At 35.9% G+C, this 15,181-nt stretch carries 16 protein-coding genes; 14 read left to right on the top strand and 2 right to left on the bottom strand.

Annotated features, from left to right (window positions below):
- Nucleotides 1-2 precede the first annotated feature (2 nt).
- The 4 genes from H7K77_RS15935 to H7K77_RS15920 all read left to right on the top strand — a co-directional run bounded on the left by H7K77_RS15935 (nt 3) and on the right by H7K77_RS15920 (nt 3,511).
- On the top strand, nt 3-1,040 hold the full coding sequence (locus H7K77_RS15935; protein ID WP_186579142.1) for a sensor histidine kinase: 1,038 nt from the start codon (nt 3-5) through the stop codon (nt 1,038-1,040).
- A gap of 16 nt (nt 1,041-1,056) precedes the next feature.
- Nucleotides 1,057-1,695 (top strand): response regulator, encoded by a 639-nt coding sequence (locus H7K77_RS15930; RefSeq protein WP_186579140.1) that lies wholly within the window; start codon nt 1,057-1,059, stop codon nt 1,693-1,695.
- 692 nt (nt 1,696-2,387) lie between these two features.
- Nucleotides 2,388-3,101, top strand: coding sequence for a DsbA family protein (locus H7K77_RS15925; protein WP_186579138.1), 714 nt, complete (start codon nt 2,388-2,390; stop codon nt 3,099-3,101).
- Nucleotides 3,102-3,106: 5 nt separating this feature from the next.
- On the top strand, nt 3,107-3,511 hold the full coding sequence (locus H7K77_RS15920; protein ID WP_186579136.1) for a disulfide oxidoreductase: 405 nt from the start codon (nt 3,107-3,109) through the stop codon (nt 3,509-3,511).
- Nucleotides 3,512-3,641: 130 nt separating this feature from the next.
- Here H7K77_RS15920 and H7K77_RS15915 read toward each other — a convergent pair whose 3' ends face one another.
- Entirely contained in the window at nt 3,642-4,145 is a 504-nt protein-coding gene (locus tag H7K77_RS15915; RefSeq protein ID WP_186579134.1) for an antibiotic biosynthesis monooxygenase family protein, read from the bottom strand.
- 167 nt (nt 4,146-4,312) lie between these two features.
- Between H7K77_RS15915 and H7K77_RS15910 the strand changes: the two genes are divergently transcribed.
- The 7 genes from H7K77_RS15910 (at nt 4,313) to H7K77_RS15880 (ending at nt 11,609) form a co-directional block, all read left to right on the top strand.
- Nucleotides 4,313-6,487: a transglycosylase domain-containing protein gene (locus H7K77_RS15910; protein WP_328701141.1), complete on the top strand. Its 2,175-nt coding sequence runs from the start codon at nt 4,313-4,315 to the stop codon at nt 6,485-6,487.
- Nucleotides 6,488-6,741: 254 nt separating this feature from the next.
- Nucleotides 6,742-7,776: a uroporphyrinogen decarboxylase gene (gene hemE, locus H7K77_RS15905; RefSeq protein ID WP_186579132.1), complete on the top strand. Its 1,035-nt coding sequence runs from the start codon at nt 6,742-6,744 to the stop codon at nt 7,774-7,776.
- A gap of 23 nt (nt 7,777-7,799) precedes the next feature.
- Complete coding sequence (gene hemH / locus H7K77_RS15900; RefSeq protein ID WP_186579130.1) at nt 7,800-8,747, top strand: ferrochelatase; 948 nt, start codon at nt 7,800-7,802, stop codon at nt 8,745-8,747.
- Nucleotides 8,748-8,910: 163 nt separating this feature from the next.
- Nucleotides 8,911-9,294 (top strand): GntR family transcriptional regulator, encoded by a 384-nt coding sequence (locus H7K77_RS15895; protein ID WP_186579128.1) that lies wholly within the window; start codon nt 8,911-8,913, stop codon nt 9,292-9,294.
- Entirely contained in the window at nt 9,294-10,196 is a 903-nt protein-coding gene (locus tag H7K77_RS15890; RefSeq protein WP_186579126.1) for an ATP-binding cassette domain-containing protein, read from the top strand. The genes H7K77_RS15895 and H7K77_RS15890 overlap by 1 nt, the downstream gene beginning before the upstream one ends.
- Entirely contained in the window at nt 10,177-10,926 is a 750-nt protein-coding gene (locus tag H7K77_RS15885; RefSeq protein WP_222599404.1) for a hypothetical protein, read from the top strand. The genes H7K77_RS15890 and H7K77_RS15885 overlap by 20 nt, the downstream gene beginning before the upstream one ends.
- A complete protein-coding gene (locus tag H7K77_RS15880; protein ID WP_186579122.1) occupies nt 10,923-11,609 on the top strand; it encodes a hypothetical protein in 687 nt (228 codons plus the stop codon). The genes H7K77_RS15885 and H7K77_RS15880 overlap by 4 nt, the downstream gene beginning before the upstream one ends.
- Nucleotides 11,610-11,739: 130 nt before the next feature.
- Here the strand turns inward: H7K77_RS15880 and yhfH are convergent, their stop codons facing one another.
- On the bottom strand, nt 11,740-11,868 hold the full coding sequence (yhfH, locus tag H7K77_RS15875; RefSeq protein ID WP_186579120.1) for a protein YhfH: 129 nt from the start codon (nt 11,866-11,868) through the stop codon (nt 11,740-11,742).
- Nucleotides 11,869-11,969: 101 nt separating this feature from the next.
- On the opposite strand from yhfH, the gene H7K77_RS15870 reads away from it, so the two are divergent.
- The 3 genes from H7K77_RS15870 to H7K77_RS15860 all read left to right on the top strand — a co-directional run bounded on the left by H7K77_RS15870 (nt 11,970) and on the right by H7K77_RS15860 (nt 15,160).
- Nucleotides 11,970-12,704 carry an MBL fold metallo-hydrolase gene (locus H7K77_RS15870; protein WP_186579118.1) on the top strand — a complete coding sequence of 245 codons (735 nt, stop codon included), beginning with the start codon at nt 11,970-11,972 and terminating at the stop codon, nt 12,702-12,704.
- Nucleotides 12,705-12,811: 107 nt separating this feature from the next.
- Nucleotides 12,812-13,807: a lipoate--protein ligase gene (locus tag H7K77_RS15865; RefSeq protein WP_186579116.1), complete on the top strand. Its 996-nt coding sequence runs from the start codon at nt 12,812-12,814 to the stop codon at nt 13,805-13,807.
- A 147-nt stretch (nt 13,808-13,954) separates the two neighbouring features.
- Complete coding sequence (locus H7K77_RS15860) at nt 13,955-15,160, top strand: M48 family metalloprotease (protein ID WP_186579114.1); 1,206 nt, start codon at nt 13,955-13,957, stop codon at nt 15,158-15,160.
- The last annotated feature ends 21 nt before the right edge of the window (nt 15,161-15,181 follow it).

The following is a 15,181-nucleotide window of genomic DNA, read 5'->3' as shown; positions in this document are numbered from 1 at the left end:
GCGTGTTAAAACAGCTTAATACGATTAGATACACCTATATTAAATCCCATTTATATGGCCTGTTTCTTACTAGTGTTACATTACTTGCCATCTTGTTATCCATACAAGTTCTGTTTGAACCTAGATGGCTAAGTAAGGTTAGTATTTTTGTCTTTATTATATTGTACATCGTTTTAGCCTTTATATTCTCTGTTTATGTGGGTTTTAAATCTAGTGGTGACATGAAAGCGCGTATGGACTATTTATCGGTACTAATTGCCCAATTAGCTAGAGGGAATTATTCATCCAGAGTCTATGATAATGCGGATGATGAGATTGCGAGAATTGGCTCTGAGTTGAATGAGTTAGGGGAAAAAATGCAAGGACAGGTAAAATCCTTACAAAGAATGGCGGATGAAAAAGCAGAGTATGCAAAGACGGCACATAAAGCAGCTACAATTGAGGAAAGGCAACGGTTAGCACGAGACTTACATGATGCTGTAAGTCAGCAATTGTTTGCATTAACAATGATGTCACAAGCATCTCTACGCTTATTTGATAGAAATCCAGAGCAGGCAAGAGAACAGCTACGAGAAATTTCTGAAACAGCACTTAAAGCACAGACTGAGATGAGAGCTTTATTACTTCATTTACGTCCCGTCCACTTGTCAGGGGAACCTTTAGAAATCGGAATTCGTAAATTGATAGATGAATTGAAGCAAAAATGCCAAATCGATTTTCATATCCATATCGATGAAATTGAGGGTTTATCTGAAACAACAGAAGAACATCTATTTAGAATTATTCAGGAATCATTATCTAATACGTTAAGGCATGCGAATGCGTCAGAAGTGACTGTGGAGATAGTGAAAAGAAATAACGACTTGTTTGTACATATTGCAGATAATGGAACAGGATTCGATCTAGAGTCGGATCAAAAGAAAAAAACGTCATATGGATTGAAAACGATGAAAGAACGTAGTGAGGAGATTGGTGGAAGCTTTGCTGTCAGGTCCAATCAAGGGGAAGGGACACATATAGATATTAGAATTCCATTATAAATAGGAGCGTGGGTAAATGATTCGAGTTGTTGTTGTTGATGACCATGATATAGTTCGAAAGGGTGTCATTTCCTATTTAATGACAGAGCCTGACTTAGAAATTGTAGGGCAAGCCTCAAGTGGAAATGAAGGTGCAAAGGTTGTTCTTGAAAAGAAACCTGATGTTGTTTTAATGGATCTAATTATGGAAAATGGCACAGGTATTGAGGCAACGAAAAAAATAATGGAAACTTTACCAGACTGTAAAGTAATTATTTTAACTAGTTATTATGACGATGAACAAGTTTTTCCAGCTCTTGAGGCTGGGGCATTTAGTTATATGCTAAAAACTTCTTCTGCAGATGACATAGCAAAAGCAATTAAGAAGGCTGCTAGTGGCCAGAATGTTATAGAGGCTAAAGTGGCGAGTAAAATGATGACAAGTTTTCGCTCCTCAAACGTTAGTAAACCGCACAAACTATTAACAGATAGAGAGCTAGAAGTACTAATGTGTATTGGAGACGGGTTAACTAACCAAGAGATTGGTGACAAGCTATTTATTGGGATTAAGACAGTTAAAACCCATGTTAGTAATATTTTGAGCAAGCTACAAGTAAATGACCGAACACAGGCAGCAGTTTACGCACATAAAAATGGGTTGTTTCGCAGTAATTAGAATACTGAAAAATTGGGAGTGTACTAGAAAGTCTTGGCTTTCTAGTACACTTTTTATATAGAATCACCAATAAGTGGAGACGTTGATTTCCGCTCCGGGCAGTTGCTTTCCGTGGGCAACGCCTCAGCCTCCTCGGTCGCAAAGAACGCTCCCTGTGGGGTCTTCAGCTGTTGCTTTTCCCACAGGAGTCAACTGCACTCCGCTACAATCAACAATAAAGGTGGAGAAATTACAGGAGTAACATTCCTTAGAATCAAGCACTTTAGTTGGACGATTAATGTTCTATAAGAGGTAGAAATCTATCATAAGTGTAGGCAGAATACGGAGACTCCTGTGGGAACAGCACGTGTCCGAAGATCCCGGAAGAGTGTTCTTTGCTCTGAGGAAGCTGAGGCCGTGCCCACGGAAAGCGGAGTATTCTGCCGGAACGAGTTCAAGCACACATCCAAAGGTTCTTATAAGTTACTGCAGATTTTATCTCAACTATTCATCTAAACAGCCACAAGGTTGTGCAAAGTCTTAGTTTAGTAGATAAATAAGTTAGACTATTTTTATTTAATTAGATTACAATTATGAAAGAGAACCTACATCCTTGACCATTGTATAAAAGTTGCATACAATTTGAAGAGATAATTTCTATATAATTTAAACAAAATAGTATATTGAAATTCTATAAAAATATAGAAAAGAAGGTGGATAACTTGTCAAAGAAAAAGAAAAAGCAACAAAATAAATCGAATAAACCATCTAAAATTATTGTCTGGATCATCGGTATAGTGGCGATAGTTATAGCAGTGATTATATTCCTTTCAAATGCTAATACTTCTTCCAACACAAATAGTGCGAATGAGATAGATTATGATGGACAACCTTTTTTAGGGGAGGAGTCAGCGCCAGTTAAGATAGTGGAATTTGGTGATTATAAGTGTATTCATTGTAAAAACTTTAATGACACCCTTTTCCCACAGATAAAAAAGGATTTAGTTGATACAGGAAAGGCATCTTTTTACTTTATTAACTACTCTTTTATAAATACTGATTCAATTCGTTCAGCTAAGTTTGCGGAGACAGTTTATAAAGAATTAGGAAATGAAAAATTTTGGGAGTTTCATGAACTTTTATTTGAAAACCACCCTGGAAACATGGAGTCTGAAAAAAAGGATGTATTAACACAATCTTTTCTTGAAGAGGCTTTAAGCAAAATTGCTACAGACGAAGAAACTAAGAAAGTCATGGATTCATTTGAAAAGGATTCGGCAGATGCGGCATGGAAGACAGACATGGATATGGTCAAAGAACTGAATGTACAAAGTACTCCAACCTTATTCATAAACGGAAAGAAATTTGAAGGCAGTTCGTATGATGACTTAAAAAAAGCAGTAGAAGAAGCAGCGAATAAGGAGTAAGTAAAATGCCAAATAAAAACCTACTGTTTGCATGGATTATTTCTATTATAGCTACTTTAGGGAGTTTATATTTTAGTGAAGTGAAACAGTTTATTCCCTGTGAATTGTGCTGGTTTCAGCGTATATTTATGTATCCTCTTCCTATCATTTTAGGTATCGCATATTATCGTCAGAATAAAGAAGTTGCCTATTATATTTTACCCCTTTCCATAATAGGAGCTGCTATTTCAAGTTACCATTACATGCTCCAAAAGATTCCATATATGCGTCAGTTTGAAACGTGTACAGATGGTGTTCCCTGTTCAGGGGCGTATATTAATTGGTTTGGTTTCATAACTATTCCTTTTCTTGCATTAACAGCTTTTATATTGATTGCCATTACCCAAATCGTTATTCTAATAAAAAGATGAGGCAAAAGGTTTCTTTTGCCTCATCTTTTTGATTATTCATGGTCAAGTAGTCAACGACTCTTCACAATAATTTCACGCAACATCTGCCTTAAATATAAGTGAAAACCACTAGTTATATTAGATAAGCAAATTACGCTTGTTCCTCTACAACATGAAAGCTTTCTGCATACGATGGACCTGCTGAATACGGCGGCCTTTCCTTAGTACCAGAAGGCTTTTTATGAGAATTAGCAAACGACTCAGAGTTTTTCCATGTCTCATAACTTAGCTCATCAGCCCACTCCACTAAAACAATATAGATATTTCCTTGGAGTGGTCGAAGAACGCGTAAAGCTTGGAAACCGGGGGATCCATCAATCATACCAGCGCGGTTCTTGAATTGGGTCTCAAAAATTGGTCTACCCTCATCCGTGACAGGAATATTGTTGATCACAACAAACCCTTCTTTTTTAATGTCCCCTTTAGAAACAATCACTTCATAATTTCTAGCTGTTTCAAACACAGTTGATTCGGTATCTTCATAATAGGCGATTGTTTTGTTATTATTTTGCATAAACAGAAAATGAAGATCTGGGTGTTTTTTCTCCTTTTTTAATAAAAAATCGATCGTACCATTGGTCATATATGCCTTCATAGTTTCCCTCTTTTCTATTAAAATATATAACTTCAGTGTAGCAACGGACTGTATTGTTTAGCAAGTTAATATTGTCTCTATTCTTTCCAAAACTTTAAGTTCCAAATCAACTAAAGTATAATTATATGGCATGAACGAAAGAGGGGACTTCAGGAGGGTGAATCATCTTGAACTTTATTACATCAATATCCAAAATTCCTAAATGGTTAGGAAAGGCTAAATGGCCAGTTATTGCAATAGCTTCGATGATGCTGCTTGCTATTATTGGATATTTATTTATTATCTTCGGTGGAAGGTTTGTGTTTGATGAAAAAAATCTAATTCTTCCATCGACCACAAAAGTTATAACAGAAGATGGGGCTTTGGTTGGGAAGTTGTATGAAGAAAACAGGGATTTAGTAACGATTAAGCAAATTCCAGATCATGTAGAAAAAGCATTTATTGCGATAGAAGATCAACGTTTTTATGAACATGCAGGTATATCATTGCCTTCAGTAGCAAGAGCTGTTTATCGGGATATCATTGCGATGAGCAAGGTTGAAGGGGGAAGTACGATCACCCAACAACTAGCAAAAAATTTGTTTTTGCAAAATGATAAAACGTGGATGCGCAAAACAAAGGAAGTGATGGCCTCCATTTATTTAGAACGGAATTATAGTAAAGATAAAATTCTAGAACTTTATTTAAATGAAATTTATTTTGCACATGGGATATACGGGGTTGGAACTGCAGCACAGTTTTATTTTGATAAACGTGTAGAGGATTTAAATATTCAAGAGGGTGCAATGTTAGCTGCTCTAGCTAAAGCTCCTAATTCTTATTCCCCTATAAACGATCCAGAAAAGGCGATGGAAAGACGTAACCTAGTTTTACAACAAATGAATGAAACAAATGAAATAGGTACAGAAGAAATGCTAGACCTTCAAGGTAAAACGCTAGGTATCAAGATAGCAAAAGATGAGGAGAAGCCTTGGTTAGATGACTATCTTGATATGGTCATTAAAGAGGCGGCTGAAAAATATCAGTTATCCACTCAGGCATTAAAGCGAGGAGGATACAATATAGTTGTCCATCTTAATGAACAAGCTCAAAAACTAGCCTATGAAAAATTTCAGGATAATCAGTATTTTTATGGATCGACGGATGGTGTTCAAGGCGCGTTTGTCCTTATGAATCAAGAGAATGGGCATCTGGAAGTGTTAATAGGAGGTAGAGATTATACTCTTGGAGATTGGAATCGCGTCGAGGTTGCAAGGCAGCCAGGATCTACTATGAAGCCTTTAGCTGTGTATGGACCTGCTATGATGCAAGCGGACTATCAGCCATATACACTTCTTGAAGATAAAAAACAGAGCTACGATGGTTACGAGGCATCAAACGCTGACGGTATCTATGCAAATGATGTTACGATGTATGATGCAATTAGGGAGTCGAAAAACGCTCCAGCTGTGTGGTTGCTAAATGAAATTGGCATTGAATATAGTAAAAGCTATTTAGAAAAAATGAAGGTTCAATTACCCGACAAAGGGTTGTCCATAGCACTAGGCGGACTGAAAGATGGACTAACTCCAATCCAACTAACAGAGGCCTATCGAACCTTTATTCATAACGGTGAATGGATCTCTGCACATACGATAGAAAAAATTAGTGACCGCAGTGGTAAAAAAATAGGTCAAATAGAGCCCGAGACTACAGATGTTTTTTCTAGTCAGGTAGCGTGGAACATGGTTCGAATGTTAGAAGCTGTTGTAGATAATGGTACAGCGAGTAAAGGGGAGTACACAAAGGCGCTTGCAGGCAAAACAGGTTCTACTCAACACCCAGTAGTTACTGGGGAAGTAAAGGATGCGTGGTTTGTGGGATTTACACCTAATTATGTAACAGCTACATGGATGGGGTATGATAAGTCAGATGAAGCCCATTATTTAACTAAAGGAAGTGAGGCACCAACTGTCCTTGCCAAAAGCATCCTTAAATCTATTGATCAACAACAGCAGCTGACTTCCAATTTCACTAAGCCAAATAATGTTGAGGAATTACCTAAACCAATCCAGTTACCTACTATTAATGATCTTGCAGCTGATTTTAAATTAGGTGGTTTTGCTTTTGTAAAAGGGAAGCTTACTTGGACAGAGGCAGAAGACGCTAGAATTGTATATCAGATATATCAAGAGAATGGTGAGGAAGATACTTTGATCGCAACGGTTGAGGGTGCTGGGGAATACACGTTAGATAGGGTTAGTTTATTCGAAGAGAAGACCTATTATGTTACACCTTATGATCCTTTAACAAAGCGCGAAGGAACTCCATCTAATAAAGCGGTTTTATCCGTAGACTTTTAGGGAATAGATTACAAGTATTATTTAATTAAAATAATTACAATTTAGTGACAATTAGTGTTAATCCCTATACAGGAGGGGCTTAAATCGTTATAGTATTTATGTACTATTAAACGAATGCTTTTTTATAACATAGGTAATGTATAACTTTACTTGGTTATACTAACTGATAGAGTAGGATCTTATCTATTAATATTTAAGAGTTATAAATAGTAGCCAATGGAAAGTAGTATTGACGAATTATGAGGGTGAAAAAAATGGCAAAAAAAATGAATGATACAATATTAAAGGCTTTTAGAGGCGAAGAGACGGATTATACTCCAGTTTGGTATATGAGACAGGCTGGAAGATCCCAAAAGGAGTACCGTGAAATTAAAAAGAAATACTCTTTATTTGAGATTACGCATCAACCTGAACTATGTGCATATGTAACCCGGTTACCGGTTGAAATGTATAATGTTGATGCTGCTGTACTGTATAAGGATATTATGTCTCCACTTCCAGCTATTGGCGTGGATGTGGAAATTAAATCTGGTATTGGTCCAGTGATCGATGATCCAATTAAGTCCTATCGCGATGTAGAAAAATTGGGGCAGATTGATCCAGAGTCTGATGTACCCTATGTATTGGACACGATTCGTTTGCTAACAGAAGAACAACTAGAGGTTCCGCTAATTGGTTTTAGTGGTGCACCATTTACATTGGCTAGTTATATGATCGAGGGTGGCCCGTCAAGAAATTATCATAAAACAAAAGCAATGATGTATAGTGATCAGAAAACATGGTTTGCACTTATGGAAAAGTTAGCTGATATGACGATTACATATGTGAAAGCACAGGTGAAAGCTGGTGCCAAGGCAATTCAAATATTTGATTCTTGGGTAGGTGCTTTAAACGTAGCTGATTACCGTTATTTTATTAAACCTATCATGAATCGAATATTCACAGAATTAAGGGGAGAAGGCGTACCATTAATTATATTTGGTGTTGGAGCTAGTCATTTAATTTTAGAATGGAATGATTTACCTGTGGATGTAATTGGACTAGATTGGCGAATGTCTATTACAGAAGCTAGGAATCTAGGAGTCACGAAAGCTTTACAAGGAAACCTTGACCCAGCCTTCTTATTGGCTGATTGGGAAGTTACGGAACAAAGGGCTAAGGCCATCCTTGATGAAGGTAAAAGACAACCTGGGCATGTATTTAATTTAGGGCATGGAGTGACACCAGAAATTGATCCAGCTAGATTAAAGAAATTGACTGAGTTTGTTCATCAATATTCAAAAAAATAAATAATTAGAAGGAGTGCTACATCATGGCAAAGAAAAAAGTCGGCTTATTAGTAATGGCTTATGGGACACCTTATAAGGAAGATGATATTGAAAGATATTATACTGATATTAGACATGGAAGAAAACCAACTCCTGAAATGTTGCAGGATTTAACAGACCGTTACCAAGCAATTGGTGGTATTTCTCCACTAGCTAAAATTACACAGCAACAAGCGGATGCGCTAGAGGCAAAATTGAATAATGGTCAGGATGAAGTGGAATTTGTACAATATCTTGGACTAAAACATATTGAGCCATTTATTGAGGATGCTGTACATCAAATGGCAGAGGATGGAATTGAAGAGGCTGTTTCCATTGTGCTTGCACCTCACTATTCTACATTTAGTGTAAAATCTTATAATGAACGTGCACAAAGGGAAGCAGATAAGCACGGCAAACCGTCGATTTTCTCTGTGGAAGATTGGTACGATGCACCAGGCTTTATTGATTACTGGGCAAATGCCATTATAGGAGAATTTTCAAAAATGGAGGAAGCAGAAAAAGAAAAAGCTTGTTTAGTTGTGTCTGCGCACAGCCTTCCAGAAAAGATATTGCAAAATGGAGATCCTTATCCTGATCAATTGAAAAAAACTGCAGAGCTGATTTCAGAGGCTACAGGGATTACTAATTACGCTTTAGGTTGGCAAAGTGAAGGAAACACGCCAGATCCATGGTTAGGACCAGACGTTCAAGATTTGACTAGAGAATTATATAATGAAAAAGGATTTCGTTCCTTTGTTTACGCACCAGTTGGTTTTGTAGCAGATCATTTAGAAGTTCTTTACGATAATGATTATGAATGTAAAGTGGTTTGTGATGAACTAGGAGCAACATACTATCGTCCTGAAATGCCAAATGTAGCGCCTAAATTTATCGATACGTTGGCAGAGGTAGTATTAAAAAAATATAAAAGTGTTTTAATAAATAAATAATAGTTAGAAAATCTCTCGGAAATAAACCGGGAGATTTTTTTGTTTCTTTTAAGGTTTTCTTTTCAGATTTAGGTTTTATTGGATTTAGCCTATTGCATTTTATTGGTAATTAATATATAGTACATTACAACAGTAATGTACTATGGTTGAGAGGGGGAAGCTTTTGATTCTAGATTCTGATAGTATAAAACCGATTTATGTGCAAATTGCAGAATGGCTTGAAACAGAAATATTACATGATCATATTAAAGTAGATGAAAAAATGTATTCCCAATACCAGTTAGCTGATATGTTTACCATAAATCCTGCAACAGCTGCAAAAGGGATAACCATGTTGATAAATGAAGAAATACTTTACAAAAAGAGAGGTCTCGGTACATTTGTCTCTAGTTATGCCAAGGGAATTATTTTGTCGAAACGCAAGAATGAGACCCTAAATAAGTTAGTAGAGGAATTAGTATCAGAAGCAAGGCACCTTGAGGTGAGTGAAAAGGAATTAATACAACTGATTATAGAAGCCAATAGCAACGTAAAGGGGGATAAATAGTGAATGTGATTGAAACTCGTCAGTTAACGAAGACTTATGGTAGGAAGCATGCATTGAATCAATTTTCCATTTCTGTTGAAGAGAAAAAAATCACGGCATTAATTGGTCGAAATGGTGCAGGGAAAACGACACTTTTAAAGCTTATTTCCGGGTTTGATCGGCAGACATCAGGTGAATTAAAAGTCTTCTCGGAGAAGCCATATAATAACTTAAAGGTGTCAGCAAATATGATATTTATTGACGATAACATGAATTTGCCGTCATCTTTAAACCTTAGTCAATTATTGATAGTAGCAAATAACTTCTATGATAAATTTGATCTTCCGTTAGCAGAGAGATTAATTGACTATTTCTCTTTACCCAGAACAGCAACCCACCAGAGTCTCTCAAAAGGGATGAAAAGTACGTTTAATATGATCTTTGGACTTTGTTCAAGATGTGCGTTAACTATATTTGATGAGCCGACTACAGGTATGGACTCTGCTGTTCGCAAAGATTTCTATCGGGCACTTCTCAAGGATTATATTGAACATCCTAGGTCTATCGTGTTGTCCAGCCATTTATTAAATGAATTAATCGATATATTAGAGGAAGTAATTTTAATAAATAAAGGAAACTTAATTTTTCATTTACCTGTTGAGGAGCTAAAAAGCTATGCTATTGGATTGGAGGGGGAGAACGAACTTCTGGAAGAACTGATTCACTCCAAAGAGATAATTTATAAACAACATATAGGAGTTAAGAATACTTACCTTGTCATAAAGAACGATCTCACCAAGCAAGAACTTGTGAAATTGGGGGATAGTGGAATCAAGGTTACAGCCATTTCCCCTGATGACTTATGTGTCCATTTAACAGCTGAAACAAAAGGAGGAATCGATGATGTATTTAACCAAGGTTAACTTTTGGAAAGTTATTTTTAACCAGTATTGCTATAAATTAAAATCTTATGCTGGTAGCTATACATCCCTCGTTATGGTACAGTTAATCGCTATTTTATTATCTGTTGGTGGTATGAGTCATATGGGTGGGGGAAGCAGTGAGCGATTCGATATTGAGGTATCGATTTATTCACACGCGCTTGTTTTGATTTTTACCATGTTTTGGGCATTTGCTACAGCTATCCTTATCACGACTAAAGCATATCGCTATGAGGACTTTAATTTTGTAACTAATAGAATCACCAGTAATATGTCTAACATTCTCTTTTTATTGACTATTGGTATTATAGGGGCTTTTACTGCTTCGATGTCTTTTTATTTGAATAAAATAATTGCCCTACTCGTTTATGATTACGACTATATCATTTATACAACTAATTCCCTAGCAGAAACCATTACCGGTTTTTCTTCAACCGTTTTGTATATCTTTCTATGTGGCGCTCTCGGTTATTTACTTGGTGTTCTAGTCCAAATTAATAGGCTATTTGGTTTTGTAATACCTGCTTTGTTTATTGGTGAATTATTTATTGGAGCTAGTTGGTATGATTACTCAGCTATTGTTAATTGGATATCAGGTATTTACACGACAGAAGCCTCTTTTTTCTTATTTGTTTTCAAAGTCTTAGCTTCATTGATCATACTGTTTTTGGCGTCAATCACTCTATCTAACCGATTGGAGGTAAGAAGATGACAACACTAATCGTTACATTACTTCCTTTTCTTATACTTATTGCTTTGGTTCTAGCGGTTGTTCTAGTTATTAGGAAAACCTCTAAATCTAGGAATTTATCTGCAAGTAAAGGCCTGCTTTTTTTAAAGGTTTACATCATAATATTATTGGTTGGAATCGTAGCCTATTATATGATTCCACAAGATACAAAAGCTTATTTAACTGATAATATGACAGAAGGTGTTGAACTAGTAAGAGATAATAGGTATGAGATACAGAGTTTAGAAGAGTTGAATCAATTAAATGCCCTCGAAGTAGAAGAAAAGTGGTTTCTTCCCTATGAGAATAACGAAATGTTAATTAAATCCAATAACTTAGAATATAGTGGTACTCCCATTTACGTAGAAAGAGTGGATACGGAGGATAATCGTATTGAGGTAATCCGTTATGTATCAAAGAAGGTGTTAGAGGGTATAAGTCTACCGAGTAGCGAATTGATTCTGGATGGCAATACATTAAGCGTTACAGAGCCACCATACATCCATCTAAACTTAGCGATGTTCGGAAAAACTTTAACATCTAGCCAATTTGATAAAGAAAATATCATGGACTTGAGAGTAAGTGGTCTTGTGAGTGCAGAGATTTATTACTTGCAGATTCCAAAGGATATAAAGCTTAGCGGTGATGTTTATCTATTAAAGTAGTTACATGTAGGAGAAGCTTACTTATGAGCTTCTTTTTTTGAAGATGGTTTAGGAAGGTTTTGAAGTTTTAAAAAAAGCAGCTTCTCAAAAGCTGCTTAGGGAAAATTGATTATACTTTTATTAGAAATATTTACAGTGCAGGGTGATCACATTTCTCGCATAGACTGCTGTAGCATTCTGCTTGTTCAATAAAATCTTTACCACATTTGGAACATTTTTTTCGAGGCAAATTGCGATAGAATTCAACGATACTTTTCATTCAGTATCCCCTCCATGTTTTTATTAACTCTATTGTATTATAACAGATAGATAAAAACAACACTTTGTTTTATAACAAAATTAATGTGAAGGAGTATTTAAATGAAGATTACAGTTATTGGCTATTGGGGAGCATACCCAGAAGCCGAGAGTGCTACAACATGTTATCTACTTGAGAAAGACGGCTTTTCCTGTCTATTGGATTGTGGAAGCGGAGCGTTGTCGAGGCTACAAAATTACATCGATATAATGGAAATTGATGCTGTTCTAATTTCACATTATCATCAGGATCATATAGCGGATATAGGGGTGTTACAGTACAGTTGGCTGGTTCAAAGTTACTTAAGGGACTCTAAGCAAATTTTGCCGATTTATGGTCATGAGGAAGATAAAGCGTCTTTTCAAAAGTTAACGCATCAATGTACAAAAGGTATTGCTTATGATCCGACAAAGGAGTTACAGATTGGCCCTTTTCATATTAATTTTCTAAAAACAGCTCATCCAGTTCCTTGTTATGCCATGCGTGTTTCAGATGGTGTGAGTACAATGGTATATACAGCTGATTCTAGCTATATAGAAGATTTTATTCCGTTTACAAAAGATGCAGACCTATTGATTACAGAATGCAGTTTTTATGAGAATCAGGATGGAAGTGTTGCTGGTGGTCATATGAATAGTAAGGATTGTGCTACTATTGCAAGAAATGCAAATGTAAAGGAGCTATGGTTAAGTCATCTCCCACATTTTGGTGACAGAAAGGAATTAAAGATACAGGTCGAGAAGTATTATAATGGCAAAATTGAACTTGCAAGAGAAGCGTTGACGTGGGAAAAGTAGTACTAAACTATCTAAATTGCCTTCAAAAACCTTTTCCCTTATACTACTAGTAGGCATCATCTTAGGAAGAATTTCACATAGATTATCTTATTAGGGAGCGTATTTAAATGAAGTTTATTGATAATAAAGGAATTACAGATCCGCATATTAATTTAGCGATTGAAGAGTATGTGCTGCAAAACTTTGGTGCAGACGATACATACTTATTATTCTATATAAATGAGCCGTCTATTATTATTGGTAAAAACCAAAATACCATTGAAGAAATTAATACTAAATATGTAGATGATAATGGTATCCATGTTGTTCGTCGTTTATCTGGTGGTGGAGCTGTTTATCATGATGAGGGTAACTTAAATTTTAGTTTTATAACAAAGGATGATGGAGATAGCTTCCACAACTTTGCTAAGTTTACTCAACCTGTGGTGGAAGCACTTAATCAACTTGGTGTTCCAGCAGAATTAAAAGGAAGAAATGATTTAGTTGCTGATGGAAAAAAAATATCTGGGAATGCTCAATTTACAACAAAAGGTCGTATGTTTAGCCACGGAACTTTAATGTTTGATTCTGAAATAGAACATGTTGTCTCTGCTTTGAAAGTAAATGCAGAGAAAATTAAGTCAAAAGGAATTAAATCAATTCGGAGTCGTGTAACCAATATATCTGAATTTATGGAAGAAAAAATAACAATGGAAGAATTCAAAAAACATATTCTTCGTTATATTTTCGATGTAGAGGATATTAACGATGTTCCCGAATATAAATTAACCGATCAAGATTGGGAAAATATTCATCAATTATCAAGAGAGCGATATCAACAATGGGATTGGAATTATGGGAAATCACCTTCCTTCAATGTGAAGCAATCTCATAAGTTCGATGCTGGTTTAGTAGATGTACGATTGTATGTTGAAAAAGGTATCATCACTAACTGTAAGATTTATGGGGACTTTTTCGGTGTGGGTGATGTCAGTGAAGTGGAGCAGCGTTTAGAGGGAACTCGTTATGAGAGACAAGCAATGGAAGAGGCATTAAGTGAAGTGAATGTGGCACACTATTTAGGTAGAATTACAAAGGAAGACTTTATTGATTTGATATACTAGTGTATAAGTATCCCTTACAAGCTCTTGTGAGGGATACTCTTTTTTATACATATAAGGTAGAATATTTTGAATACAATAACCTTAATCACTGATTAGTCTCAAACGTTAGTGGTCAAACTAACACTGTCTATAGGAAAGAGGGGTTAGATGAAAAAGTACATAGGTATTTATTGTCTTTATTTAATTATTGTCTGGGGATATTTTTACTATTTTTACCCATTAGAATCATTTAGTGATTCTAACTATGGTGCACTTGCCCATGCTGTTTTCTTTTCTAAGCTACCCTTAGAATGGCTTTTGCTATATTACTTGATTGATAAAAATCGTGTATCCAACTGGATCGGTTGGATAAACCGTCTTGTCAAATTTGAATTAGGTAAAACGATGATTTTTTCTTTATTAATCATTATAGGTTATGGATTGTTAAGACTACCCTTTAACTTATTATGGTTTGTTATTAGCCATAGGGAAGGTACAAGTCGTCAACCATTGCTAGACTGGTTTGGTGAAATGGGATTAGACTTATTTCTTTATTGGATAGCATTGTCACTTGGAATCTGGATGACCAGAATATTATTAAAAAAGTATAAAAAAATGTGGTGGCTCGTTCTTTGGTTATTGATCCTTCCTATCGTGGCATTTATCGTGTACATCCAACCTGTATGGATCGATCCTTTATATGAAGACTTTTCCACGTTGGAGGAAGGTACGTTACGTACGTCAATAGAGGAATTAACGTCTCGCATGGGCTTAGAGAATGTAACGTTATTGCAAGTCAATATGAGTGAAAAGGTAACCACCTTCAATGCTTATGTCACAGGGATTATGGGGAACGCTCGGATTGTATTATGGGATACAACGCTAGAGGGAATGGAACAAGATGAGATTTTATTTATCTTAGCTCATGAAATAGGCCATTATGTGATGAATCATGTTTATATGGGGGTTGGCGGCTATCTGTTGTTGAGTGTTGTGTTATTTTATCTTGCTGCACAACTATATCGGTGGATATTGGGAAAACAACAAACGAAAGATAGTCAGGGGGCTAAGCTAGAGAATATACCTAAGCTATTATTAATTTTGTCTATTTTGTTAACAATGTCTCAACCAATCTCGTTGTATGTGTCGCGTCAGATGGAATTGTCTGCCGATAAATATGCTATTGAGCATACCGAGAACTTAACACCTGCAATGGAAAGTTATAAACGCCTAGCAATTCAATCCAAAAGTGATATTGACCCGTTAATTTGGGTGAAGTGGATGAGGTACAGTCACCCATCGATATCGGAAAGAATAGAATTAATTCAAAACGAAATGAAGAAACGTGAAACATTGGAACAGTTTGATTCGTAAATAGAAGGAGAGGTGATTTAT

The sequence above is a fragment of the Aquibacillus kalidii genome (assembly GCF_014280935.1).
Classification (GTDB): domain Bacteria; phylum Bacillota; class Bacilli; order Bacillales; family Amphibacillaceae; genus Aquibacillus_D; species Aquibacillus_D kalidii.
The sequence above is the reverse complement of the archived record's forward strand: the minus strand, read 5'-3'. Positions and strand labels throughout refer to the sequence as shown.

What these genes read in the sequence shown, in the direction of transcription:
- H7K77_RS15915 (WP_186579134.1), bottom strand. Translation starts at nt 4,145, where the DNA reads ATGAAGGCATATATGACCAATGGTACGATCGATTTTTTATTAAAAAAG.
- H7K77_RS15885 (WP_222599404.1), top strand. Translation starts at nt 10,177, where the DNA reads ATGTATTTAACCAAGGTTAACTTTTGGAAAGTTATTTTTAACCAGTAT.
- H7K77_RS15865 (WP_186579116.1), top strand. Translation starts at nt 12,812, where the DNA reads ATGAAGTTTATTGATAATAAAGGAATTACAGATCCGCATATTAATTTA.
- hemH (WP_186579130.1), top strand. Translation starts at nt 7,800, where the DNA reads ATGGCAAAGAAAAAAGTCGGCTTATTAGTAATGGCTTATGGGACACCT.
- yhfH (WP_186579120.1), bottom strand. Translation starts at nt 11,868, where the DNA reads ATGAAAAGTATCGTTGAATTCTATCGCAATTTGCCTCGAAAAAAATGT.
- H7K77_RS15870 (WP_186579118.1), top strand. Translation starts at nt 11,970, where the DNA reads ATGAAGATTACAGTTATTGGCTATTGGGGAGCATACCCAGAAGCCGAG.
- H7K77_RS15860 (WP_186579114.1), top strand. Translation starts at nt 13,955, where the DNA reads ATGAAAAAGTACATAGGTATTTATTGTCTTTATTTAATTATTGTCTGG.
- hemE (WP_186579132.1), top strand. Translation starts at nt 6,742, where the DNA reads ATGGCAAAAAAAATGAATGATACAATATTAAAGGCTTTTAGAGGCGAA.
- H7K77_RS15920 (WP_186579136.1), top strand. Translation starts at nt 3,107, where the DNA reads ATGCCAAATAAAAACCTACTGTTTGCATGGATTATTTCTATTATAGCT.
- H7K77_RS15930 (WP_186579140.1), top strand. Translation starts at nt 1,057, where the DNA reads ATGATTCGAGTTGTTGTTGTTGATGACCATGATATAGTTCGAAAGGGT.
- H7K77_RS15880 (WP_186579122.1), top strand. Translation starts at nt 10,923, where the DNA reads ATGACAACACTAATCGTTACATTACTTCCTTTTCTTATACTTATTGCT.